The sequence below is a fragment of the Micromonospora sp. NPDC048905 genome, from assembly GCF_040649655.1.
Taxonomy (GTDB): domain Bacteria; phylum Actinomycetota; class Actinomycetes; order Mycobacteriales; family Micromonosporaceae; genus Micromonospora.
Genome location: NZ_JBEZFV010000003.1, coordinates 168,277 through 188,758, shown reverse-complemented (window position 1 = coordinate 188,758; position 20,482 = coordinate 168,277). Strand labels below are relative to the sequence as shown.

At 72.7% G+C, this 20,482-nt stretch carries 22 protein-coding genes; 7 read left to right on the top strand and 15 right to left on the bottom strand.

Annotated elements, in window-relative coordinates; genetic code table 11:
• Positions 1–10: 10 nt before the first annotated feature.
• From AB0C01_RS09050 to AB0C01_RS09035, 4 genes are all read right to left on the bottom strand, one after another.
• A complete protein-coding gene (locus tag AB0C01_RS09050) occupies positions 11–490 on the bottom strand; it encodes an SRPBCC family protein (RefSeq protein ID WP_357252743.1) in 480 nt (159 codons plus the stop codon).
• A gap of 143 nt (positions 491–633) precedes the next feature.
• Complete coding sequence (locus AB0C01_RS09045) at positions 634–843, bottom strand: DUF397 domain-containing protein (RefSeq protein WP_357252746.1); 210 nt, start codon at positions 841–843, stop codon at positions 634–636.
• Positions 844–1,017: 174 nt separating this feature from the next.
• Positions 1,018–2,214, bottom strand: coding sequence for a fumarylacetoacetase (gene fahA, locus AB0C01_RS09040; RefSeq protein WP_357252749.1), 1,197 nt, complete (start codon positions 2,212–2,214; stop codon positions 1,018–1,020).
• The gene (locus AB0C01_RS09035) at positions 2,211–3,080 is read right to left on the bottom strand and encodes a hypothetical protein (RefSeq protein WP_357252752.1); all 870 of its coding nucleotides are present in this window, start codon (positions 3,078–3,080) and stop codon (positions 2,211–2,213) included. The genes fahA and AB0C01_RS09035 overlap by 4 nt, the downstream gene beginning before the upstream one ends.
• Positions 3,081–3,174: 94 nt before the next feature.
• On the opposite strand from AB0C01_RS09035, the gene AB0C01_RS09030 reads away from it, so the two are divergent.
• Positions 3,175–4,341, top strand: a complete 1,167-nt coding sequence (locus AB0C01_RS09030; RefSeq protein ID WP_357252755.1) for a cupin domain-containing protein — start codon at positions 3,175–3,177, stop codon at positions 4,339–4,341.
• Here AB0C01_RS09030 and AB0C01_RS09025 read toward each other — a convergent pair.
• From AB0C01_RS09025 to AB0C01_RS09010, 4 genes are read right to left on the bottom strand one after another with little or no spacing between them, the layout of a single operon-like run.
• Positions 4,338–5,366 (bottom strand): tetratricopeptide repeat protein, encoded by a 1,029-nt coding sequence (locus AB0C01_RS09025; RefSeq protein WP_357252758.1) that lies wholly within the window; start codon positions 5,364–5,366, stop codon positions 4,338–4,340. The genes AB0C01_RS09030 and AB0C01_RS09025 overlap by 4 nt on opposite strands.
• A gap of 10 nt (positions 5,367–5,376) precedes the next feature.
• Positions 5,377–5,862, bottom strand: coding sequence for a 2-C-methyl-D-erythritol 2,4-cyclodiphosphate synthase (gene ispF / locus AB0C01_RS09020; RefSeq protein WP_357253048.1), 486 nt, complete (start codon positions 5,860–5,862; stop codon positions 5,377–5,379).
• A gap of 13 nt (positions 5,863–5,875) precedes the next feature.
• The gene (ispD, locus tag AB0C01_RS09015) at positions 5,876–6,571 is read right to left on the bottom strand and encodes a 2-C-methyl-D-erythritol 4-phosphate cytidylyltransferase (RefSeq protein WP_357570797.1); all 696 of its coding nucleotides are present in this window, start codon (positions 6,569–6,571) and stop codon (positions 5,876–5,878) included.
• 55 nt (positions 6,572–6,626) lie between these two features.
• Positions 6,627–7,112, bottom strand: a complete 486-nt coding sequence (locus tag AB0C01_RS09010) for a CarD family transcriptional regulator (protein WP_007073334.1) — start codon at positions 7,110–7,112, stop codon at positions 6,627–6,629.
• A gap of 328 nt (positions 7,113–7,440) precedes the next feature.
• On the opposite strand from AB0C01_RS09010, the gene AB0C01_RS09005 reads away from it, so the two are divergent.
• Positions 7,441–8,127 carry a hypothetical protein gene (locus tag AB0C01_RS09005; protein WP_357252763.1) on the top strand — a complete coding sequence of 229 codons (687 nt, stop codon included), beginning with the start codon at positions 7,441–7,443 and terminating at the stop codon, positions 8,125–8,127.
• A gap of 106 nt (positions 8,128–8,233) precedes the next feature.
• Here the strand turns inward: AB0C01_RS09005 and AB0C01_RS09000 are convergent, their stop codons facing one another.
• The 4 genes from AB0C01_RS09000 to AB0C01_RS08985 all read right to left on the bottom strand — a co-directional run bounded on the left by AB0C01_RS09000 (position 8,234) and on the right by AB0C01_RS08985 (position 12,018).
• Positions 8,234–8,869, bottom strand: coding sequence for a hypothetical protein (locus AB0C01_RS09000; protein WP_357252766.1), 636 nt, complete (start codon positions 8,867–8,869; stop codon positions 8,234–8,236).
• A 32-nt stretch (positions 8,870–8,901) separates the two neighbouring features.
• A complete protein-coding gene (locus AB0C01_RS08995; RefSeq protein WP_357252768.1) occupies positions 8,902–9,951 on the bottom strand; it encodes a type III polyketide synthase in 1,050 nt (349 codons plus the stop codon).
• 94 nt (positions 9,952–10,045) lie between these two features.
• Positions 10,046–11,212, bottom strand: coding sequence for an acyl-CoA dehydrogenase family protein (locus AB0C01_RS08990; protein ID WP_357252771.1), 1,167 nt, complete (start codon positions 11,210–11,212; stop codon positions 10,046–10,048).
• Between the two features lie 41 nt (positions 11,213–11,253).
• The gene (locus AB0C01_RS08985; protein ID WP_357570796.1) at positions 11,254–12,018 is read right to left on the bottom strand and encodes a methyltransferase domain-containing protein; all 765 of its coding nucleotides are present in this window, start codon (positions 12,016–12,018) and stop codon (positions 11,254–11,256) included.
• A gap of 45 nt (positions 12,019–12,063) precedes the next feature.
• Between AB0C01_RS08985 and AB0C01_RS08980 the strand changes: the two genes are divergently transcribed.
• From AB0C01_RS08980 to disA, 4 genes are all read left to right on the top strand, one after another.
• The gene (locus AB0C01_RS08980) at positions 12,064–12,903 is read left to right on the top strand and encodes a UbiA family prenyltransferase (RefSeq protein ID WP_357253051.1); all 840 of its coding nucleotides are present in this window, start codon (positions 12,064–12,066) and stop codon (positions 12,901–12,903) included.
• Positions 12,904–13,044: 141 nt separating this feature from the next.
• Positions 13,045–13,878, top strand: a complete 834-nt coding sequence (locus AB0C01_RS08975) for a hypothetical protein (RefSeq protein ID WP_357570795.1) — start codon at positions 13,045–13,047, stop codon at positions 13,876–13,878.
• A gap of 85 nt (positions 13,879–13,963) precedes the next feature.
• The gene (radA, locus tag AB0C01_RS08970; protein ID WP_357252779.1) at positions 13,964–15,421 is read left to right on the top strand and encodes a DNA repair protein RadA; all 1,458 of its coding nucleotides are present in this window, start codon (positions 13,964–13,966) and stop codon (positions 15,419–15,421) included.
• Positions 15,422–15,553: 132 nt separating this feature from the next.
• Positions 15,554–16,738, top strand: coding sequence for a DNA integrity scanning diadenylate cyclase DisA (gene disA / locus AB0C01_RS08965; RefSeq protein WP_357252782.1), 1,185 nt, complete (start codon positions 15,554–15,556; stop codon positions 16,736–16,738).
• A 6-nt stretch (positions 16,739–16,744) separates the two neighbouring features.
• Here disA and AB0C01_RS08960 read toward each other — a convergent pair whose 3' ends face one another.
• From AB0C01_RS08960 to AB0C01_RS08950, 3 genes are all read right to left on the bottom strand, one after another.
• Positions 16,745–17,476, bottom strand: coding sequence for a hypothetical protein (locus tag AB0C01_RS08960; protein ID WP_357252785.1), 732 nt, complete (start codon positions 17,474–17,476; stop codon positions 16,745–16,747).
• Positions 17,477–17,594: 118 nt separating this feature from the next.
• Positions 17,595–18,167, bottom strand: a complete 573-nt coding sequence (locus AB0C01_RS08955; protein WP_357570794.1) for a peptide deformylase — start codon at positions 18,165–18,167, stop codon at positions 17,595–17,597.
• Entirely contained in the window at positions 18,164–18,676 is a 513-nt protein-coding gene (locus AB0C01_RS08950; protein WP_357252791.1) for an ACT domain-containing protein, read from the bottom strand. The genes AB0C01_RS08955 and AB0C01_RS08950 overlap by 4 nt, the downstream gene beginning before the upstream one ends.
• A gap of 96 nt (positions 18,677–18,772) precedes the next feature.
• On the opposite strand from AB0C01_RS08950, the gene AB0C01_RS08945 reads away from it, so the two are divergent.
• Positions 18,773–19,684 carry an A/G-specific adenine glycosylase gene (locus AB0C01_RS08945; protein ID WP_357570793.1) on the top strand — a complete coding sequence of 304 codons (912 nt, stop codon included), beginning with the start codon at positions 18,773–18,775 and terminating at the stop codon, positions 19,682–19,684.
• Positions 19,685–20,482: the final 798 nt, after the last annotated feature.

The following is a 20,482-nucleotide window of genomic DNA, read 5'->3' as shown; positions in this document are numbered from 1 at the left end:
CGGCCGGCGCTCAGGCGGCTTCGACGGCGCCGGCACCGGCCGCCACGGCCAGGTCGGCGAGGTCGCGGCCGAGCGCCACCTCGACCGCCCGCGCGGCGAGGCCGCCGAGCAGCAGCGCCATCACCCGGCCGTACGGAGCCGTCGGCACGGCCTCGTGGGTGACGGTGACCGCCGTGCAACCCCGACGGCGACGCCGGACCTGTCGCAGACTCCAGGTGATTCGGTAGTCCACGCCAGCACCTGAGGAACAGAGCACCAACCGGTGTGGGGCGACTGCCTCCACCACCAGGAACTCTTCGGTGAGCGTGCCGCCGTCGGGCTGGGCTCGCTCCTCACGCCAGGCGGTGCCCGGCCCGAACGGACCCGGGGTGAGCACCTCGATCGAGCCCGCGGCGGTCAGCCGGGCCGTACGGCCGGGCAGGTCGGTCAGCAGACCCCAGACATCGACAGCGTGCGCCTCGATGAACCTGGTAACCGCCACCGTCGACATGCCCGCCTCCCGTGTCCCCGACGGTACGCGGAGTAGGGGCCGGCCGGGGCCCCCGGGACGGATTTTCCACCTCCCGGAGGCCACGCTGTCCGATTGGACCATTGCTCGGCACCAGACGTCGTCGACAGGTGCCGATGCTCCGGTCAGTGTTCGAAGCGACCCGCCCGGATCGCGCCGATGAACGCCGTCCACCCAGGCGGGCTGACCGCGAGGGTGGGGCCGGCCTGGTCCTTGGAATCGCGGACCGCAACCAGACCATGGACATCGACCAGGTTGTCCGCCACTTCCACGCAGAGCCCCTGGTCGTTGGAACGGCTGCTGGTACGCCAGACCGCGCCCGCAAGATCGTGCATCGTCGTTACCTCCGTGTGCGATGGACGCCCCACCGCTGGCAGCCGGGTTGAACCCGGCTCGGATCGCGCGGCGAGGCAACGGGATCCGGACGATCAACGGGTCAACCCGGCCGGGTTATCGCACCGGCTGTGCGATAACCGGTCCCGTGCACGAGACGGAGGTAATGCGACCGCTCAGTTGGCCGGACGAATGGTGCCGCTGACCTCGCCCAGGGCGATGGTCGTGCCGTCCGGGCCGGGCGCGGTGGCGGTGATGGTCACCGTGTCGCCGTCGGTGAGGAAGGTGCGGCTCTCGTCGCCCACCGTCACCGGCTCCGCCCCACCCCAGGTCAGCTCCAGGAACGAACCGACCTGCGTACGGTCGGGGCCGGAGACGGTGCCGGAGGCGTACAGGTCGCCGGTGCGCAGTGCCGCGCCGTTGACGGTGAGGTGGGCCAACTGCTGTGCCGGCGTCCAGTACATGGTGGCGAACGGCGGCTCGCTGACCAGCGTGCCGTTCCACTCCACCGCCAGCCGGAGGTCCAGACCCAGGTGCGGCACGTCGCGCAGGTAGTCGACCACCGGCGGGTCCTGGTCGGGGGCGGGGACGAAGGCATCGCCGAGCGCGTCCAGCGGCGTGACCCAGGCCGAGACCGAGGTGGCGAACGACTTGCCGAGGAACGGGCCGAGCGGCTGGTACTCCCAGGCCTGGATGTCCCGGGCGGACCAGTCGTTGACGAGCACCACTCCGAAGACGTGGTCGGCGAAGTCGTCGACCGACACCCGATCGCCCAACCGGCTGGGTACGCCCACCACGAAGCCGACCTCGGCCTCGATGTCCAGGCGTACCGACGGGCCGGTGACCGGGCCTTCGGCGGACGCCCGCTGGCCGGTCGGCCGGGTCACCGACGTGCCGGAGACGACGACCGTGCCGGCCCGCCCGTGGTAGCCGATCGGCAGGTGCTTCCAGTTCGGCAGCAGCGGCGGCTGACCGGGGCGGAAGATCTGCCCGACGTTCGACGCGTGGTGCTCGGAGGAGTAGAAATCGACGTAGTCAGCGACCTCGATCGGGAGCAACAGCTCCACGTCGTCCAGGGGCACCAGCATCGGCTCGACGTCGGCCCGGTGCGCCGGGTCGGTCAACAACTCGGTGATCCGCTGCCGTACCGCGATCCACTGCGGACGGCCCAGCGCCATGAACTCGTTGAGGGTGGGTCGGCACAGCGCGCCGGCGGCCAGCACCAGTTCTGCGGCCTCCGCCGCGGCCAGGTCGAACACCCAGGACCCGATCCGTACGCCGATCCGCGGCCGACCCCCGTCGCGCCGGAAGACCCCGTACGGCAGGTTCGTCACCCCGTACGGCGAACCGTCAACGCCGGTCACCCAGGTCATGCGTCGTAGCCCCCGTTCACCAGCCCCAGCCGGATCAGATCGGTAAGTGGTTCCAGGATGCTGCACGAACCGAAGCCGACCCAGAGCGGGCGGGGTTCGTGCAGCCGTACGGTGGCGCGCTCCAACAGGGGGCGCGGGTCGAGCGCGGTCAGCAGCTCGGCGACCCGGCCCACGCTCTCGCCGTCGGCGGCGGCAAGCGTCGCGGCCAGCACGTTGGCGTACCCGTGGTGGGTGAAGCCGGTCTCCGGGTCGAGGTGCCGGACCGCCTGGTGCAGCCCCGCGGTGAGCTTGAACGGCAGGTCCCGGTCCCGGCAGGCGCAGATCACGGCGGCCAGCTCGGCCGGGGTGGGGAAGAGTTCGGCGGCCAGTCCGCCGGTGCGGAACTTGGCGGCGATCGGCACGCCGCCGGCGCGGGCGGCGGCGATCGCGTCAAGCGCGCCCATCAGGCCGAAGGTCAACGGAAGCTCGGCGTACACGGCCTCGACGCCCGGCATGGTGTCGGCCAGTCGCAGCAGCTCGACGATGCCGGGCAGCGGGTCCTCGCCCCGCTTGGCGACCGCCACCTCGACCTGCCGTGCGGTCACGCCGTCCGGGGCGAGGAACGAGAGCGCGAACGGCAGATTGCCGACCCCGGTGTCACCGATCACGCCGAGCACCAGGCCCTCGCCCGGGTCGGCCAGACCACTCAGCTCGCCCGCCGAGACGGTCGAGGCGGGAATCAGCAGGGGGCCGACCAGGTCGGCGTACCAGGCGGCGCGGTGTTGGCGGTGGGCGACCAGGGCGTCGTGCAGCGTGGCGCTGCCCGGCGGGAAGACGGCGGCGTCGTCCACCAGGCCGTGGAGGAGTGCGGGCACCTGCGTTGACACGGAACAAGAATGTACGGGACGCTACGAGGAACGGACAACAACGTCCGATTATCGGACACACCTGGCCGGTGGACGGGACATCCCGGGAGGCGACATGCCGTATTACCGCAGCGTCGGCGAGGTGCCGCGCAAGCGCCACACCCAGTTCCGGCAACCCGACGGCAGCCTCTACGCCGAGGAGTTGATGGGCCAGGAGGGCTTCTCCTCCGACTCGTCTCTGCTCTACCACCGGCACGCACCCACCGCGATCCTGGCCGCCGACGAGTTCACCCCGCCCAGGTTCACCCGGGCACCGAACCTGCCGCTCAAGCCCCGCCACCTGCGCACCCACAAGCTGGACACCGGCGGGTCCGACCCCATCCTCGGCCGGCAGTACCTACTCGCCAACGACGACGTCCGGATCGGGTACGTGCTCGCCGACCGGCCCTCGCCGCTGTTCCGCGACGCCACCGGCGACCACTGCCTCTACGTCGAGTCGGGCACCCTGCGGGTCGAGTCCCCGTTCGGCGTGCTGGACGCGGTCGCGGGCGACTACGTCGTCATTCCCACCTCGACCATCCACCGGCTGGTGCCCACCGGCGACCAGCCCGTCCGGCTGCTCGCCGTCGAGGCGTCCGGGCACATCGGCCCGCCCAAGCGCTACCTCTCCGTCCGCGGTCAGTTCCTGGAGCACTCGCCGTACTGCGAGCGCGACGTCCGCGGCCCCGACGCCCCGCTGCTCGTCGACGGCGAGGAGGTCGAGGTGCTGGTCCGCCACCGCCGTGGTTGGACCCGCTACGTCTACGCGAACCACCCGTTCGACGTGGTCGGCTGGGACGGGCACCTCTACCCGTGGGCGTTCTCCATCCACGACTTCGAGCCGATCACCGGGCGCATCCACCAGCCCCCGCCGGTGCACCAGACCTTCCAGGGTCCCAACTTCGTCATCTGCTCGTTCGTGCCCCGCAAGGTCGACTACCACCCGCAGTCGATCCCGGTGCCGTACAACCACCACAACGTCGACTCCGACGAGATGCTCTTCTACACCGGCGGCAACTACGAGGCCCGCCGCGGCTCCGGCATCGAGCAGGGCTCGATCTCCCTGCACCCGTCCGGCTTCACCCACGGCCCCCAGCCCGGTGCCGCCGAGCGTTCCATCGGCGCCGACTACTTCGACGAGCTGGCCGTCATGGTCGACACCTTCCGCCCCCTCGATCTCTGCGACGCCGCCAGCGGCTGCGAGGACGAGGGGTACGCCTGGACCTGGGCGCGTCGCGGCTAGCGGAGCGCGGTTCTGGTGAAGATGGCGAACTCGGCCACCGCCGTGACGGCGATGGCCAGCACCAGGGGCCACGGGGAACCGACCACGGCGTACACCAGCAGCAGCAGCGGCGCGGCCGCCACCGCGTAGACGGCCAGCGCGATCGCCCGGTCCGAGCGCAGCAGGGCCGGCAGGACGGTCCGGGTCAGCCCCGGCAACCGGGCCGCGAGCTGCCAGACCACGATCCCCCCGCTGAGCGCGGCGAGCACCGCCAGGGCGCGGGACAACCCGTCGCTCGCCGACGCCGCGAAGGCCACCAGCACCGCCGCCACCAGCGACCAACCCGCGCCGTAGAGCACCAGGCGGTGCAGGCCGTGCGCGAGCGTCCGTGGCGATTCGATGCGACTCGGGCTGATGGCGACGGTCTCGGCGACGTGCGCCAACGCCTCCGACCACCGACGCTGCTCCAACCTCAGGACCCCCACGTCGTGCCCAGCCTCGGCGACGCGCGGGTCGAGCCGCAACGCCTCCCGGTAGGCCCGCTCGGCCAGGTCGAACAGGTTCAGCCGGGCGGCGACCAGGCTGAGCACCAGGTGCGCCTGCGGCTCCTCCGGTGCCAGTTCGACACCACGCCAGGCCGCGTTCAGCGCCGGCTGGCCGTTGCGGGCGTCGGCCAGGAGCGCCGCCGCGCTCCGCTGGGCGTACGCGTCGGCCGGGCCGAGGGCGAGGAGCCGGTCGGCGGTGGCCGCCGACTCGCCGTAGCGCTCCAGGTCGGCCAACGCCATGCCCCTGGCGACCAACGGCGGTAGGGCCTCCGGTGCGGCGGCCACGGCCGTGTCGGCGGCGGCGAGCGCCTCGGTCGGGCGACCGGCGGCCAGGTGCACCCGAGCCAGCGTGGTGAGGGCTTCCACGTCATCCGGTTGCAGGGCCAGCCCGTAGGCCAGCTCACCGGCCGCCTCGTCGTGGCGCCCGAGCTCGGCGAGAAGTTGGGCCCGCTGGAGATAGCCGTCGGCGGCGGACTGGTCGGGGGCTGGGTCGCTGGACATCGCGGCGAGCTTAGGCGGCCGGCGCGTCGTACACCAGGGCCACCGCGACACCGGCCAGCCCTTCCTCGCGGCCGGTGAAGCCAAGGCCGTCGGTGGTCGCGGCGGAGAGGGTGACCGGGGCGCCGACGGCAGCGGACAGCACCTCCTGGGCCTCTGCCCGACGCCGGCCGATCTTGGGTCGGTTGCCGACCACCTGCACCGACACATTGCCGATCTCCAGGCCGCTGGCGCGTACCCGGCGGGCCGTCTCGGTCAGCAGCGCCACCCCGGACGCGCCGGCCCACTCCGGCTGACCCACCCCGAAGGCGGCGCCGAGGTCACCGAGGCCGGCGGCGGAGAGCAGCGCGTTGCAGGCGGCGTGCGCGACCACGTCGGCGTCCGAGTGCCCGGCGAGGCCGTCCTGGTCGGGCCAGAGCAGGCCCGCGACCCAGCAGGGCCGGCCGGGCTCGAACGCGTGCACGTCGGTGCCGATGGCGACCCGGGGAACGATCATGATCCGAGAGTACGCGTCAACCGGAGGCGGCAAGCAGGTGCTCGGCCAGCGCCAGGTCGAACGGCCTGGTGATCTTCAGGGCGTACTCGGAGCCCGGCACGCAGCTCACCACGACACCCTGCTTCTCGACCAGCCCGGCGTCGTCGGTGAGGGGATCGCCGGCCGCGGCGTGCGCGGCGCTGAGCACGGCCCGGCGGAAACCCTGCGGGGTCTGCACCGCGCGCAGGGAGGAACGGTCGACGGTGCCGAGCACCACCTCGTCGGCATCCACCTCTTTGATCGTGTCGACGACCGGCAGCACCGGGATCACCGCGTCCCGCCCGTCACGAACCGCCGCCGCGACGGATTCGACGAGTTCGGGTGGGGTGAGCGCGCGGGCGGCGTCGTGCACCAGCACGATCGTCGGGCCGGTGGGCACCGCGGCCAGCGCGGCGGCCACCGACGCCTGTCGTTCCGCACCGCCGGCCACCACGATCACCGGTGCGACCGGGGCCAACAGCTCGCGGACGGCCTGCACGTCGTCGACCGGCGCGGCCACCACGATCGTGTGCACCGACGGTGCGGCAGCCAGTCGACGCACGGCATGCACCAACAGTGGCTCGCCGGCGAGCAGGCGCAGCGCCTTGGGTCGGCCGGGGCCGAGCCGTACGCCGGCACCCGCCGCAGGCACGAGGACCGCGACGTCACCGCGCGGATTGAGCTGCGCGGTCACGTCGCGGTCCTCGGTGGTTTCTTCGCTACTTGGTGGGACGACGATGCTCTGCGGACTAGGCCTCGGTGAGGACCTTGTCGAGCAGCGTCTCCGCCTCATCCTTGGTGCTCTTCTCAGCCAGCGCGACCTCACCAACGAGAATGTCGCGGGCCTTGGCCAGCATCCGCTTCTCGCCAGCGGAGAGGCCCCGCTCCCGCTCCCGGCGCCACAGGTCGCGCACGACCTCGGCGACCTTCAGCGGATTGCCGGAGGCCAGCTTTTCCAAGTTGGCCTTGTAACGCCGCGACCAGTTGGTCGGCTCCTCGGTGTGCGGAGCCCGCAGAACGTCGAAGACCTTACCGAGGCCCTCTTCGCCGACCACCTCACGGACGCCCACGATCTCGGCGTTCTCGGCCGGCACCCGGACCGTCAGGTCACCCTGCGCGACCCTCAGGACGAGGTATTGCTTAGGCTCGCCCTTGATGACCCGAGTCTCGATTGCCTCGATGAGTGCGGCCCCGTGGTGGGGGTAGACAACGGTCTCGCCGACACTGAAAACCATAGGTTCGAAACCCCTTTCGCTGTGTCTAGGGTAACACGCTCAGGCACCGATGTCTCACCGATGTCCTGACCGTTGGCGCAGCTCAGGGGCCCTGTGAGAGGTCTTGCTTCAGCTTGACAGGCGGTCAAACCAATGGTTCGAACACGCTCCGTAACGTGCGGATGACTGCCCGGCACTAGTGAACAGAACGTCGAGATCAAGGGCTATGCGCTTCTCCCATGGTATCGCGGCTGGCGGGAATGCGCCCAGGTGTAGCGGGAGGTGCCCCTGGTGCGGGACCCTGGAGACCGAGCCGCACACCGCTCTCGAGCCCCTTCCAGGAGGTCCGATGGGCAAGCCGGATGCCGAGGGTCACGGGCCAGCCGACGGCCTGCCCGGTCTACCGCCCGAGTGGGGCCGCATCGTGGTCCCGGACGACGCCTCGGCGCTCGCCGACGAGGCCGCCCAGCTTCGTCGCGAGCTGCGCCGTGCCGCCGGCGACCGCCCCGGCCGCCTGGCCCTACCACTGCTGGTGCTGGTGGTCGCACTGCTCACCACGATGGCCGGCCTGCTCGCCGTCGCCTGGCCCCGCGCCAGCCGGGGCACCGACCGACCGACCCCGGCCCCGTACGCGCCTCCCGCGACCGTCGCCGGCCGGGCACTGCCCGCGCTGGACCTGGTCGACGCCGCCCAGGCGCCGGTGCCGCTGCGCGGCCTGCTGCCCGCCATGATCATCCTGGTGGACGGCTGCCCCTGCCCCGAGCGGATCGACGAGGCCGCGGCGGCGGCGCCCCCGGGGATCGCGGTGATCACCGTGGCCGGAGGGCGGAGGGTCGCGACCTCGCCATCGGCGAGCACGGGCGTCCGGGCACTCGCCGACCCCGCTGGCGGACTGCGGTCGTTCCTGGGCCAACCGGTCCACCCCGGCACCCTGACCGCACTGCTGGTCGACCGCACCGGCACGGTGACCCGGGTGCTGCCCGAACTGGGGACTGTCGACTCCTACCGCAACGACCTGAGCGCCCTCGCCGGCTGACCCCACGAGGGCCGGTGACCCCGCCGGGCCAGGTGGTTCGACACCGGCCCAGGGTCTGTTCAAAGTCCTCGGTCGAGCCGAGGCGGGCCAGGGGCTTTGAACAGCCCTAGCGGGGCAGGCCGACGAGTTGCGCCTCGATATCGATCTCGCGCACCCCGCCGGTCGACAGCGACACCCGGAACGGCCTGCCGTCCGAGAGCACCTCGGCGCTGGTGATCACGCCATCGCAGTCGATCTCGGACGGCCCGGCCGACTCGGCCTCGAAGACCGTCACCGACAGGGTGCCCGGCCTGGTGCACCGGTACTGCAGCAGGTAGCGGGAGTCGCCGCCGCCCGCCTGCCGGACGATGCGCTGCCTCGGCACGAGCACCGTCCGCTCCTGCCAGATCGTCTCGCGGAACGCGGGCAGCTCGCCCTGGAAGAAGAGCCAGCTCGGATCACCCTCGATGTCGATGATCTCACCGCTGGCCGGGTCGAGTACCGCCCGCGGGGCATCCACCGCCCGGACGACCGCCCCCGTCTCTCCATCAACCCGCGCGGTCGCCCCAATACCCCGGACCAGGGCGCGCTCCAACGGCGTGCTGACGCTGGGCCCCGCGACAGGCGTCGCCGCCGTCCCGGGCGGCCGAGCCACCGGAGCGGGCGCGGCGGAGCGCCACCACCAGCCACCGGCGACCAGGAGGGCCGCCGTCGCGCCGAACAGCACCGCCGAGCGCAGCCGCCCCTCCGCCGTCGCATCCATCCATCGAGCGTAACGCCGCCAGGGGCGGATTTTTACTCCTGTCGATCGAGCAGGGCGGCGTACAGGGTGAGGCCGGGGCCGAACGCGAGCATGACGATGCGTCGAGCCGCCGGCGTGGAACGGCCCAACCGGTCCAGGATCAGCAACACGGTCGGCGACGAGCAGTTGCCGTGCTCGTCGAGCGTCGCCCAGGACGCCGCCAACCCCTCCGGAGGGAGGGCCAGCTCCCGTTCCACCACGTTGAGGATCCGCGGCCCACCCGGGTGCACGGCCCAACCGTCCACGTCGGAACTGGTGACGCCGTGCCGGGCCAACAGGTCGTCGACCAACCCGCGTACGTGCCTCGACAGCACCTGCGGCACCTTCGGCGACAACCCCATCCGGAAGCCGGCATCGGTGACGTCCCAGGTCATGTGATCGGCGGTCGAGGTGTCGGTGACCGAGGTGACCTCGCGTAACGCGTACCCCGGACCACCCGGCACGACCACGGCGGCGACCGCGGCGTCCGAGAAGAGCGCGTGCGAGACGATCTGCTGGGTGTCCACCCTGGCACTGGACGGCTGGATGTGCAGGCTGGTCAGCTCTGCGCAGAGCAGCAGCGCCGGCCGCCCCCGCGCGGTGACGAAGTCACTCGCCGCGCCGAGCCCCGGCAGCGCCGCGTAACAGCCCATGTGGCCGATGAACATCCGCTGGGTGTCCGCCGCCATACCGAGGTCCCGGGCGAGCAGGATGTCCAGCCCGGGGGTGGCGTAGCCCGTGCAGGAGCAGACGATGAACATGCCGATGTCGCCGGCGTCCAACCCGGCGGCGGTCAACGCGCGACCCACCGCCTCCTTGCCCAGCGGCAGCGCCTCCACCTGGTAGCGGCGCATCCGGCGCTCGGTCGGCCAGTCCGACACGTCCTCCAACAGCGGGTTGACCGCGGCCTGACGCCGGGTCACCCCGGAGTTCGCGAAGATCCGCTGGGCCAACGACCGGGTGGTGCCGGTGAAGTGCCGGGAGAAGAAGCCCTCCCACAACTCGTCCTGCGAAGCGGACGGCGGCTGCGCAGTCCCGAGCCCCGCGATCACTGGTACGGACACGATCCCCACCTCTCGTCGGATGCTGTCCTCCCCCTGGCCGTCCCACCAGCCGCCTCGGCTGGCCCATCTTCCGTGCCGAACCCGCGGAGCCGCCTCACCAACGCGGTGCCGATCCGTCGCGGTCCGGGTCGCCGCCCAGAGCGGCGATGCCCAGCCAGTCGGCGCAGACGTCCGACGTGGCCGGGTGCAGCGAGCCGCAGCGGGCGTCGCGGTAGAGCCGCTCCAACGGATGACCACGTCGGGTCGCCGAGGTGCCCGCGGCCTCCAACACCGACGCCGCCACCTCCGCGGCCGTGGTGCCGGCGAGCAGCTTCGCCCGCCACACCCAGCGGTTGGTCTCCTCGTCGCCCGGCGCGTCGTCCACCCGACGGGCCGCCTCGGCGACCACCAGCTGCGCGGCGGCGGTCGTGGCGTCCGCCCGCCCCAGCCGGGCCCGCACCGCCGGCAGGCCGGCCAGGTTGCGGGCGTTCAGGTGCTCGGCCGCCGCGTCGATCGCCGCCCGGGCCACCCCCACGTAGACGGCCGCGTAACTGGCCACCAGCCAGTGCGGCATCAACTGGGCGACCACGAGCGCCAACCCCTCCACGCCGCCGAGCAGTCGGTCCGTGGGCACCGTCACATCCAGGTGCAGGTCGTGCGAGGAGGTGGCGCGCATGCCGAGCGAATCCCAGGTCGGCTCCACGGTCAACCCGTCACCGGCCGGCACCAGGAACTGCGAGACCACCGACTGGTCGGCCGCGCTGCGTGCCGCCACCAGGTAGCCGTCGGCGTGACCGGCGCCGGAACAGAACGTCTTGCTGCCCTTGAGATGCCAACCCTCGTCGGTCTCCTCGTACGCCGTGGTGAGCTGGGACAGCCGGGCACCGGCGCCGCGCTCGCTCATCGCGACCGCGTACCAGGAGCCCTGGGCGGCGGCGGTGAGCAGGCGGTCCCGAGCTGCCAACGCCTCGTCCGGCACGCCCAACGCCTCGGCCAGCTCCTCGGTGACCGCGCCCAGGGCACCGGTCACCGAGGCGTGCATGTTGAACACCAGGGCCGTCGCGCCGTTGCCTCGGGCAAGCTCGGTGGCCACCGCGGCGTACTCGGCGAAGCTGGCCCCCATGCCTCCCAGCGCCCGGGGCACCATCAACCCGAAAAGGCCAGCCTCCCGCAGGTCACGGAAGTCCTCGATGGGGAAGGAACCGTCCCGGTCGTGCTCCGCCGCGCGCGCGGCGAACCGCGGCGCCAACCGGCGGGCCGCCTCAAACGCCTGCACCGTCATATCGTCTCCTCCTCGGCGTCCCATACCCCGCCACGGCCGGACTATCCTTTGCGGACCCCCCGGCCCTGGTAGAGCACGGCGGTGGACCGGGTCGGCACGATGCGCGGCGCGCGGACGGTGGACGTCGCACCGGTCGCGCGGGCCCGGCGCAGCAACCAGGCAAGCATGCCCCCGAGCTGCGGACGGATGCCGCGCACTCGCAGGTCCACGCCGTGCCGAGCGCACTCGGCCACCAGGGCCCGCGCGTCCACGAACAACCGTGGATCGTGGATTCCGCGCGGCACCGTCGGCAACCGCTCGGCGATCCGTACCGCGACGAGCCGGGCCAGGGCCGTGTCGTTCAGGGTGTCCAGGACCAGCAGGCCACCCGGACGCAGCAGGCGGCACGCCTCGGCAACCACCCGCGGCCAGGCCGGCACATGCTCCAGCAACTCGCCCGCGGAGACCACGTCGGCGCATCCGTCCGGAAGCGGGACCGCTGTCGCATCACCCTGCACAACGCCCACCCCGTGCTCGGCTGCCTGGAGCAACGCCGAGCGGGTCAGATCCACACCGACGTGGCGGTAGCCCTTGCCGGCCAGGTGCGGCGCGAGCAGACCGGCACCGCAACCCAGGTCCACCAGCAGCTCGTCGGGACGGGTCGCCGGTGGCACCAGCGCCGCGCGGGCCGCGGCCAGCCAGTGCAGCATCGCAAACGCGCCATCCGGCCGCCACCACTCGGCGGCCAGGTCGTCGTACTGGCGCGGGTCGTTTCGCGGCAGCACCCGGGGGCCGGTGGACGCCGCGGACGCAGCCACGTCTCGCATGGCACGAGCGTGGCACGACTGCTCGGTAACGACCAGACTTCCCTTATGTCGTCGAGGGTGTTAGGGCTGGTCAGAGCGAGCCATCCGGAACCGGCCGCAGCGGTCACCGCGGTTTCCGGCCTACTGGCCTGGGGAGTGGGTCATCGACCGTCCGGAATCGTCTCGGTGGTGCTCGCCGTGCTGGCCAGCCAGCTCGCCGTGGGCTGGACCAACGACGCGCTGGACGCCGAGCGGGACGCCACGGTGGGGCGTACCGACAAACCTGTCGCCGCCGGCGCGGTCGGCCGGCGCACCACGGCCTGGGCTGCGGCGGCGGCCGCGGTGGCCTGTCCGCTGCTGGCGCTGACCACGAACCCGACGGCGGCGTTCTGGTTGACCGTGGCCCTCGTCTCGGCGCTGCTCTACGACTGGCCGCTGAAGGCCACCGCCTTCTCGGTGGTGCCGTACGCCGTCTCCTTCGGCGCGCTGCCCGCCTTCGTGGTGCTCGCGCTGCCCGGTCAGCCGACCCCACCCGCCTGGCTGCTCGTCGCGGCGGCCTGCCTGGGGGCCGGCGCGCACTTCGCCAACGTGCTGCCCGACCTGGCCGACGACGCCCGGACCGGGGTGCGCGGCCTGCCGCACCGGCTGGGCTCCGCCGGGAGTCGGGCGGCGGCGGCCGGTCTGCTCCTCGCGGCGACCGCGACCCTGGTCCTCGGACCACCCGGGCCGCCGTCGGCCCTCGGGCTGGCCGCGGTCGGCACGGCCGCCGTGGTGCCGGCACTGAGCTGGTACGCCGGACGCTCGGCGGTCCGGGCCGGCCGGCGGCCGGTGGCGGCCTTCCGCGCCGTCATGCTGGTGGCCCTGATCGACGTGGTCCTGCTGGTGGCGAGCGGTCGGGTGGTGTGAGCGCCACCCGGCCAGGTGGCATTGCCGGGTCCGCGTGCGGGCCTCGATCAGCCCCAACTACCCTGGAGCGCGGTCTGCGCGGGTATGGCCACCGTGCCCGGGCGTGCGGCCCGGGTGGGGATTGTGACGAGGAGGACCGACGTGACGCGCTCGATCAGGGGATCCCGGCGGGCGGCCCTGTTGCTGTCCGGGATTGCGGCAACCGGCCTGCTGGCGTCCGGATGCGGCACCGGTCAGATCGCCGAGACCGCGTTGAAGGAGCCGTCGGTCCAGGGCGTCAACCTCACCACCAACAACGGATCCTTCTCCGTGCGTGGTCTGCTGGTGGAGTACCCGGGCACCGAGGGCTACCGGGCCGGCCAGGACGCTCCGCTGAGCGCCGTGATCTACAACGACTCGAAGCAGACGGTCACCGTCACCGTCACCGCCGAGAGCGCCCGCGAGGTGCGCATCGGCGGCGGCTCGACCAGCGCGTCCGCCTCGGCCAGCGCGTCTCCGTCCGGCAGCGCGTCTCCGTCGGGCAGCGCGTCTCCGTCGGGCAGCGCGTCTCCGTCGGGCAGCGCGTCTCCGTCGGGCTCACAGAGCCCGTCGACCTCCACGTCCCGCTCGGCCAGCCCGTCGGCGACCCCGTCCGAGACCGGCTCGTCCTCGGCCACGCCGTCCGCTCCGGAGTCGGCGCGGGCGTCGGGCTCGGCCAGTCCGGCCGCCCCCGGCCAGTTGGCCCGGATCGAGCTGGCTCCGCTCAGCTACATCCAGCTCAACTCCGAGGCCACCTCGCAGCTCCGGCTGATCGGCCTGACCGAGGCGCTGCGCTCCGGCCAGAACGTCTCGGTGACCTTCGACTTCGGCAACGGCAACACGGTGACCGGCCAGGCGCCGATCGCGGTGCCGCTCACCCCTGCGGCGCGTCCCTCGCCGCTCATCGAGCGCGAGGGCGGCTACGAGGGCAACGAGGGCGGCACGACCCACGAGTGACCCGACCTCCGAATCGACGGACGCCCCGGCGTGGTGACCACCACGCCGGGGTGTTTTCGTCGTACGAGAGGGCTAGCGTCCTGATGTGACCACCTCCCGATCGACTCCTTCGCGTAGCGGCACGGCCGGTGCCGCGCGTGGGCGGTCCGCCGCCCGCGAGCCGCGCCCGGCGTACGAGTGCGACGCCTGTGGGCACCAGCCGCCCAAGTGGGTGGGGCGCTGCCCGGAGTGCGGCGAGTGGGGCGCGGTGGTCGAGAGCACGACGACCGGCCCAACCGTGGCCGGTCGGGTGGTCAGCTCCCGGATGCCGGCCGAGCCGGCCCGGCCGATCGCCACCATCAGCGCCGCCCCGGCCCGAGCCGTGCCCACCGGGGTGAGCGAGCTCGACCGGGTGCTCGGCGGCGGTCTGGTGCCCGGCGCCGTGGTGCTGCTCGCCGGCGAGCCCGGCGTCGGCAAGTCGACACTGCTGCTGGACGTGGCCCAGCAGTGGGCAGCCGGTGCCGGCAGCCCTTCGCTTGTCGTCAGCGGGGAAGAGTCGGTCAGTCAGGTGCGCTTGCGTGCCGAACGGATGGGCACCCTGCACGACCAGCTCTACCTCGCGGCGGAGAGCGACTTGGGGTCGGTGCTCGGCCACCTCGACGCGGTCAAGCCGGGCCTGCTGGTGCTCGACTCGGTGCAGACCATCTCGACCACCGGCACCGAGGGGGTGCCCGGTGGGGTCACCCAGGTACGCGCGGTCACCGCCGCGCTGGTCTCGGTCGCCAAGGAGCGGGGCATCGCCACCGTGCTGGTCGGGCACGTCACCAAGGACGGCCAGGTGGCCGGGCCTCGGGTGCTGGAGCACCTGGTCGACGTGGTGTTGCACTTCGAGGGCGACAAGCACTCCTCGCTGCGCCTGGTGCGCGGTGTGAAGAACCGGTTCGGCGCGGCCGACGAGGTCGGCTGCTTCGAGATGCACGAGGGCGGCATCAGCAGCCTGGCGGACCCGTCCGGGCTGTTCCTGACCCGATACGCGGAGCCGGTCCCGGGCACCTGCGTCACGGTGGCCATGGAGGGGCGGCGCGCCCTGGTCACCGAGGTGCAGGCGCTGATCGGCGCGACGGTGGCCGGCTCTCCCCGGCGTACCGTCTCCGGCCTCGACTCGGCGCGACTGGCGATGGTGCTCGCGGTGCTTCAGCGACGCACCGAGCGGCTGACCCTGCACGACCGGGAGGTCTTCGCCGCCACGGTCGGCGGCATCCGGGTGGTGGAGCCGGCCGCGGACCTCGCGGTTGCGTTGGCGGTCGCCTCCGGCGGGCTCAACCTGGCCATCGCACCGCACCTGGTGGCGATCGGCGAGGTGGGTCTGACCGGCGAGGTGCGCCGGGTCGGGGCGGTGCCCCGCCGGTTGGCCGAGGCGGCCCGGCTGGGGTTCAAGGTGGCCCTCGTGCCGCCCGGTTGCGGCCCGACCAGCACCGGCGCCGGCCCCCAGCAGATGCGGGTGACCGAGGTCACGGACGTCCGCTCGGCGCTGCACCATGCGGCCCGCGCGTCCGCCGAGTGACCCAGCGTGCCGACGGGGACGGCAAAACCGGACAGCACGCCGCAAGCGGGAAACGGGTTGGAAGGGCCGCATCGTGACACATCACAGTAACCACGACAGCACCCACCGCACGGCAGTCCGTAGACTGTGTCCGTGCCGATCGACCGCGATACCACCAAGCCAGCCGGCGCGCCGCCCCAGGCCCGCACCGGCGCCGTGGGCTCGCCCGCCCGCCCGATCAGCGTGAGCGTGACCGCGGGAGCCACCGGGAGTGCCGGCGATCCACTGCGCGCCAACCTCGCCCTGATGGCCCCGGGCACCGCCCTGCGCGACGGTTTGGAGCGCATCCTGCGTGGCCGCACGGGCGCGCTCATCGTGCTCGGCTACGACAAGGTCGTCGAGGGCCTGTGCACCGGCGGTTTCCCGCTGGACGTGGAGTTCTCCGCGACGCGGGTCCGCGAGCTGTGCAAGATGGACGGCGCCGTCGTGCTCTCCAGCGACGGCACCAGGATCGTCCGGGCCGCCGTGCACCTGATGCCCGACCCGTCCATCCCGACCGAGGAGTCCGGCACCCGGCACCGCACCGCCGAGCGGGTGGCCCGGCAGACCGGCTATCCGGTCATTTCGGTCAGCCAGTCCATGCGGATCATCAGCCTCTACGTCAACGGCCAACGGCACGTGCTCGACGACTCGGCGGCGATCCTCTCCCGGGCCAACCAGGCGCTCGCCACCCTGGAGCGCTACAAGCTCCGGCTGGACGAGGTCTCCGGCACGCTCTCCGCCCTGGAGATCGAGGATCTCGTCACCGTACGGGACGCGGTGGCCGTGGTGCAGCGCCTGGAGATGGTCCGCCGGATCGCCGACGAGATCGCCGGTTACGTGGTCGAGCTGGGCACCGACGGCCGTCTGCTGGCCCTGCAGCTCGACGAGCTGATGGCCGGCGTGGACGCCGATCGGACGCTTGTCATCCGGGACTACCTCCCGGTCGGCCGCAAGTCGCGCACCCTCGACGAGGCACTTGTCGAGCTGGACCTGCTCGGTGCCACCGAGTTGATCGACCTGGTGTCGGTGGCCAAGGCGATCGGCTACCCGGCCGCGTCGGACGCGCTGGACGCGGCGGTCAGCCCGCGCGGCTTCCGACTGCTGGCCAAGGTGCCGAGGCTGCCGGTGACGGTGGTCGACCGCCTGGTGGTGCACTTCGGCAGCCTGCAACGGCTGCTGGGCGCGACCGTGGAGGACCTGCAGGCCGTCGAGGGGGTCGGTGACGCCCGGGCGCGCGGTGTCCGTGAAGGGCTGTCCCGGCTCGCCGAGGCGTCGATCCTGGAGCGGTACGTCTGATCCGGCTCAGCCGGTCACGGTGAGCTTCACCGGTGCGCTGAGCTTCGTGCCGACCCGGGCGAACACCTCGTACGTGCCGAGCGGCGGGAACGGCCCGGCGGCCAACCCACTGCCGTCACACCGGCTGGTGTCCCGCCCGTTCCACACCACCTGGTAGGAGCGCTCGAAGTTCGGGGTGAAGGACTGCACGTCCGAGCCCTGGACCTTGCCGCAGGTGTCCGAGGACCAGACCTTCTCGGCACCGGACTTGATGAAGATCTCTTGCAGGTCGGCGCCGACGTTGCGGCTGCACGTCCGGTCCGACGTGTTTTTGATCTTGAGTTGCAGGTCGGCCACCGCTCCGCGCTGGACCGAGGTGGGACTCGCCATCGAGACCACGCGGATCTCCGCATCGGTGCAGGTGCCGTCGTCCACCGAATTGGCCACCGTGCCCGGCGGAGGGTCGTTGCTGGTGATCGCGGGGCTCGGGGTCGTCGCGTCCGGGGTCGTCGCGCCCGCATCGCCGGAGGCGGACGGCGGCGGAGCGCCGGTCTGTGGCGTCAGCACCGGCGCGCCCGGACCAGCCGCCCCGGTGGGCGTGGCCGTCGGCGACCCCGCAGCCTTCGTGTCGCGGTCGGAACGATCCGAGCCGGTGCAGGAGTAGAGCAGGACAATCAGGAAGAGAAGCCCCGCTCCGAGTACGACGACGCGACGCCGCCAGTACACGGCGGGTGGCAGGGGGCCGACCGTCAGACGCATGATGCCCCCCACCGTAGCCGCGCTGCGCCCGCCAGTGTGGCGCGACGCGCCGGAGCCCCGTCGGGACGCGGGCACGACCCTCCACTCTGGATGAATACCCCGATCGTCCGGCACCCGCTCAGAGGTAGACCTTGCGCTGATAGACGGCGTGCGCACCAGCCACCCGATCCAGAAAAAGCAGCCCCGAGCAGTGGTCGATCTCGTGCTGCAACGCCCGCGCCTCGAAGCCGTCGGTCACCAACCGGACCGGCTCCCCGGTGCCTGGCAGGTCGCCCTCGACCACCAGCCGGCTGGCCCGCTTCACGTCACCGGTCAGGTCCGGCACCGACATGCAACCCTCCCGGCCCGGCTTCCACCGGGTCGCCTCCACCACACGGGCGTTGCACAACACGAAGGTCCCGTGCACCGTCACCGCCTTCGGGTGCCCGGTCACGTCGACGGCGAAGACACGAGCACCCACCCCGACCTGCGGGGCGGCCAACCCGACACAACCCGGCGAAACCCGCATCGTCGCCACCAGGTCGGCCGCGAGCTGGACCGTCTCGTCCGCCGTCGGATCGACCTCTCCGGCGGCCCGACTCAGCACCGGATGCGGGGCGGACAACACCGCCCGCACCACACCCGACGCGACCAGCGCCTCCGGCGTCCAGCCACCCAGACCGGCGTACGGCACGCTCTCCGCGCCGCTCACAACAGATCCGGGTCCGCCGGCCGGAGCGTGACCTCCACGCCCAGGTCAGCAGCCGTCCGGTGCAGCCGGTCCACAAGCGCGTCGGCCACGCCCGCCGGCAACTCGACCTCGGCCAGCACCACGTAGAGCGCACCCGCCAACCGGGTGCTCAGGTCGGTGACATTCCCGCCCGCGTCGACAAGCACCCGGGTCATCGCCGCGACGATGCCCATCCGATCCGAACCGTGCACCGCCAGCACGTACGGCTCACCCACCGCGGGCACCTCACCGTCCGGGGTGACCGCGCGTACCGTCGCCAGTAGTTGACCCTCGGCGGCCAGCGGCGCCAGCGCGGCCTCGACCTCGGCGGCGGCCGGCCCGGTGCAGATCAGGGTCATCGCGAAATGCCCCCGCAGCCGGGTCATCGTGCTGTCGGTGAGGTTCGCGCCCAGTCGAGCCAACACCTCGGCTACGTCGGCCACGATGCCCGGCCGGTCCCGACCGATGACGGTGATCGCGAGCTCGTTCATCCGCGCATTCTCTCCGATCCGGGGCGCGCCGCCGGGACACCCCGCCCGAGCCGCCCAACCAGCGGGACCCCGGCGCGTGACATCATCGACGTCGCCATGACTCAGCCCGATTTCGCCACCCTGGTCAGCCGATGGTTCCAGCAACACGCCCGCGTCCTTCCCTGGCGTGCGCCGGACACCAGCCCGTGGGCCATCCTGGTCAGCGAGGTCATGCTTCAACAGACACCCGTGGTCCGGGTGGTGCCGGCCTGGCAGGCATGGCTGGCCCGCTGGCCGGACCCGGCAGCGTTGGCGGCGGACAGCCCCGCCGAGGCGATCCGGATGTGGGGACGCCTCGGCTACCCCCGTCGGGCGATTCGGCTGCGAGAATGCGCGGTGGCGATCGTCGACCGGCACGGCGGCCAGGTCCCGGACCGCCTGGAGCAACTGCTGGCCCTGCCGGGAGTCGGGACGTACACGGCACGGGCGGTGGCCGCATTCGCGTACGGGCAGCGGCACCCGGTGGTCGACACCAACGTGCGACGGGTGGTCTGCCGGGCGGTAGCCGGCGAGCCGGACGCCGGGCCGGTCACCCGGCCAGCCGACCTGGTCGCCACCGAAGAGCTACTCCCGACGGAACCGGCCGCGGCGGCGCTGGCCAGCGCCGCGTTCATGGAACTGGGCGCGGTCATCTGCACCGCCCGGTCGCCGCGCTGCCCGACCTGCCCGGTCGAGTCGATCTGCGCGTGGCGGGCTTCCGGCCAGGAGGCCCCAACAGGTCCAACCCGCCGAACCCAGCGGTACGCGGGCACCGACCGACAGGTACGCGGCCTGCTGCTCGGGGTGCTCCGGGACGCCACCGGTCCGGTGCCGCACGAACGGCTTGACCAGGTCTGGACCGACGACGTGCAGCGCGCCCGAGCCCTGGCCGGCCTGGTGCAGGACGGGCTCGTCGAACCGGCCGACACCGATTCCTTCCGCCTCGCCGGCGACGGCCCGTCCTTCCCCACCGCCGACCTCACCAGCTGACTCACCGGCCTCCGCTGGGAGGGTGCCACCGAGACGGCCCCCGCTGGGGAAGGTCCTCCTGGGGAGGCCGCGCCTGGGCGCCTTCGCTGCGGCCTCCGCTGGGGCGGTCTCCGCCTGGGGCGGCCTCCGCCTGGGGCGGCCTCCGCCTGGGGCGGCCTCCGCCTGGGGCGGCCTCCGCCTGGGGCGGGTTCCGTCCAGCCCAGCCCGACCAACCACGCACATCTGGCGGACGGCCCTCGAGCACCCCAAGATCGTGCTCGATCCCGGATGTAGTGGTGTCGTCGCGCGCCGGATACCCCTAAATCCTGGATGTTGCGTGATCTTGCGGCTGGGTGCTCCGCCGGGAGGCCACGCCCCAACCCGACCTCGACACTCCGCCCCGCGCTCCGGCCCCGTCCCTTCTTCACCCGCAATATCAGCGAAAGTGCTGCCTCCGGACGCGCTGAGGCAGCACTTTCCCTGATGTTGCGTGGATCTTGCCTGAGATGGCACGGCTAGTGCGACGGGCGCGGCACGCGCGCGGGCGGGCACGGGCGCAGGCAGGCACAGGCGCGGCCCGGCACAGCCACGGGCACGGGCGCGCGCAGCCACGGGCGCGGCACGGGCGCAGGCAGGCACGTGCTGGGCGGGCACGGGCACGGGCTGGGCGGGCACGGGCTGGGCGGACACGGGCGCGACACAGGCGCGGGCGCGACACAGGCACGGGCGCGACACAGGCACGGGCGCGACACAGGCACGGGCGCGACACAGGCACGGGCGCGACACAGGCACGGGCGCGACACAGGCACGGGCGCGACT

What these genes read in the sequence shown, in the direction of transcription:
- AB0C01_RS08945 (WP_357570793.1), top strand. Translation starts at nt 18,773, where the DNA reads ATGACTCAGCCCGATTTCGCCACCCTGGTCAGCCGATGGTTCCAGCAA.
- AB0C01_RS08990 (WP_357252771.1), bottom strand. Translation starts at nt 11,212, where the DNA reads ATGACGGTGCAGGCGTTTGAGGCGGCCCGCCGGTTGGCGCCGCGGTTC.
- AB0C01_RS09005 (WP_357252763.1), top strand. Translation starts at nt 7,441, where the DNA reads ATGGGCAAGCCGGATGCCGAGGGTCACGGGCCAGCCGACGGCCTGCCC.
- AB0C01_RS08960 (WP_357252785.1), bottom strand. Translation starts at nt 17,476, where the DNA reads ATGCGTCTGACGGTCGGCCCCCTGCCACCCGCCGTGTACTGGCGGCGT.
- AB0C01_RS09045 (WP_357252746.1), bottom strand. Translation starts at nt 843, where the DNA reads ATGCACGATCTTGCGGGCGCGGTCTGGCGTACCAGCAGCCGTTCCAAC.
- AB0C01_RS08950 (WP_357252791.1), bottom strand. Translation starts at nt 18,676, where the DNA reads ATGAACGAGCTCGCGATCACCGTCATCGGTCGGGACCGGCCGGGCATC.
- AB0C01_RS09025 (WP_357252758.1), bottom strand. Translation starts at nt 5,366, where the DNA reads ATGTCCAGCGACCCAGCCCCCGACCAGTCCGCCGCCGACGGCTATCTC.
- AB0C01_RS09050 (WP_357252743.1), bottom strand. Translation starts at nt 490, where the DNA reads ATGTCGACGGTGGCGGTTACCAGGTTCATCGAGGCGCACGCTGTCGAT.
- AB0C01_RS09000 (WP_357252766.1), bottom strand. Translation starts at nt 8,869, where the DNA reads ATGGATGCGACGGCGGAGGGGCGGCTGCGCTCGGCGGTGCTGTTCGGC.
- fahA (WP_357252749.1), bottom strand. Translation starts at nt 2,214, where the DNA reads ATGACCTGGGTGACCGGCGTTGACGGTTCGCCGTACGGGGTGACGAAC.
- AB0C01_RS09030 (WP_357252755.1), top strand. Translation starts at nt 3,175, where the DNA reads ATGCCGTATTACCGCAGCGTCGGCGAGGTGCCGCGCAAGCGCCACACC.
- AB0C01_RS08980 (WP_357253051.1), top strand. Translation starts at nt 12,064, where the DNA reads ATGTCGTCGAGGGTGTTAGGGCTGGTCAGAGCGAGCCATCCGGAACCG.
- AB0C01_RS09010 (WP_007073334.1), bottom strand. Translation starts at nt 7,112, where the DNA reads ATGGTTTTCAGTGTCGGCGAGACCGTTGTCTACCCCCACCACGGGGCC.
- AB0C01_RS08985 (WP_357570796.1), bottom strand. Translation starts at nt 12,018, where the DNA reads ATGCGAGACGTGGCTGCGTCCGCGGCGTCCACCGGCCCCCGGGTGCTG.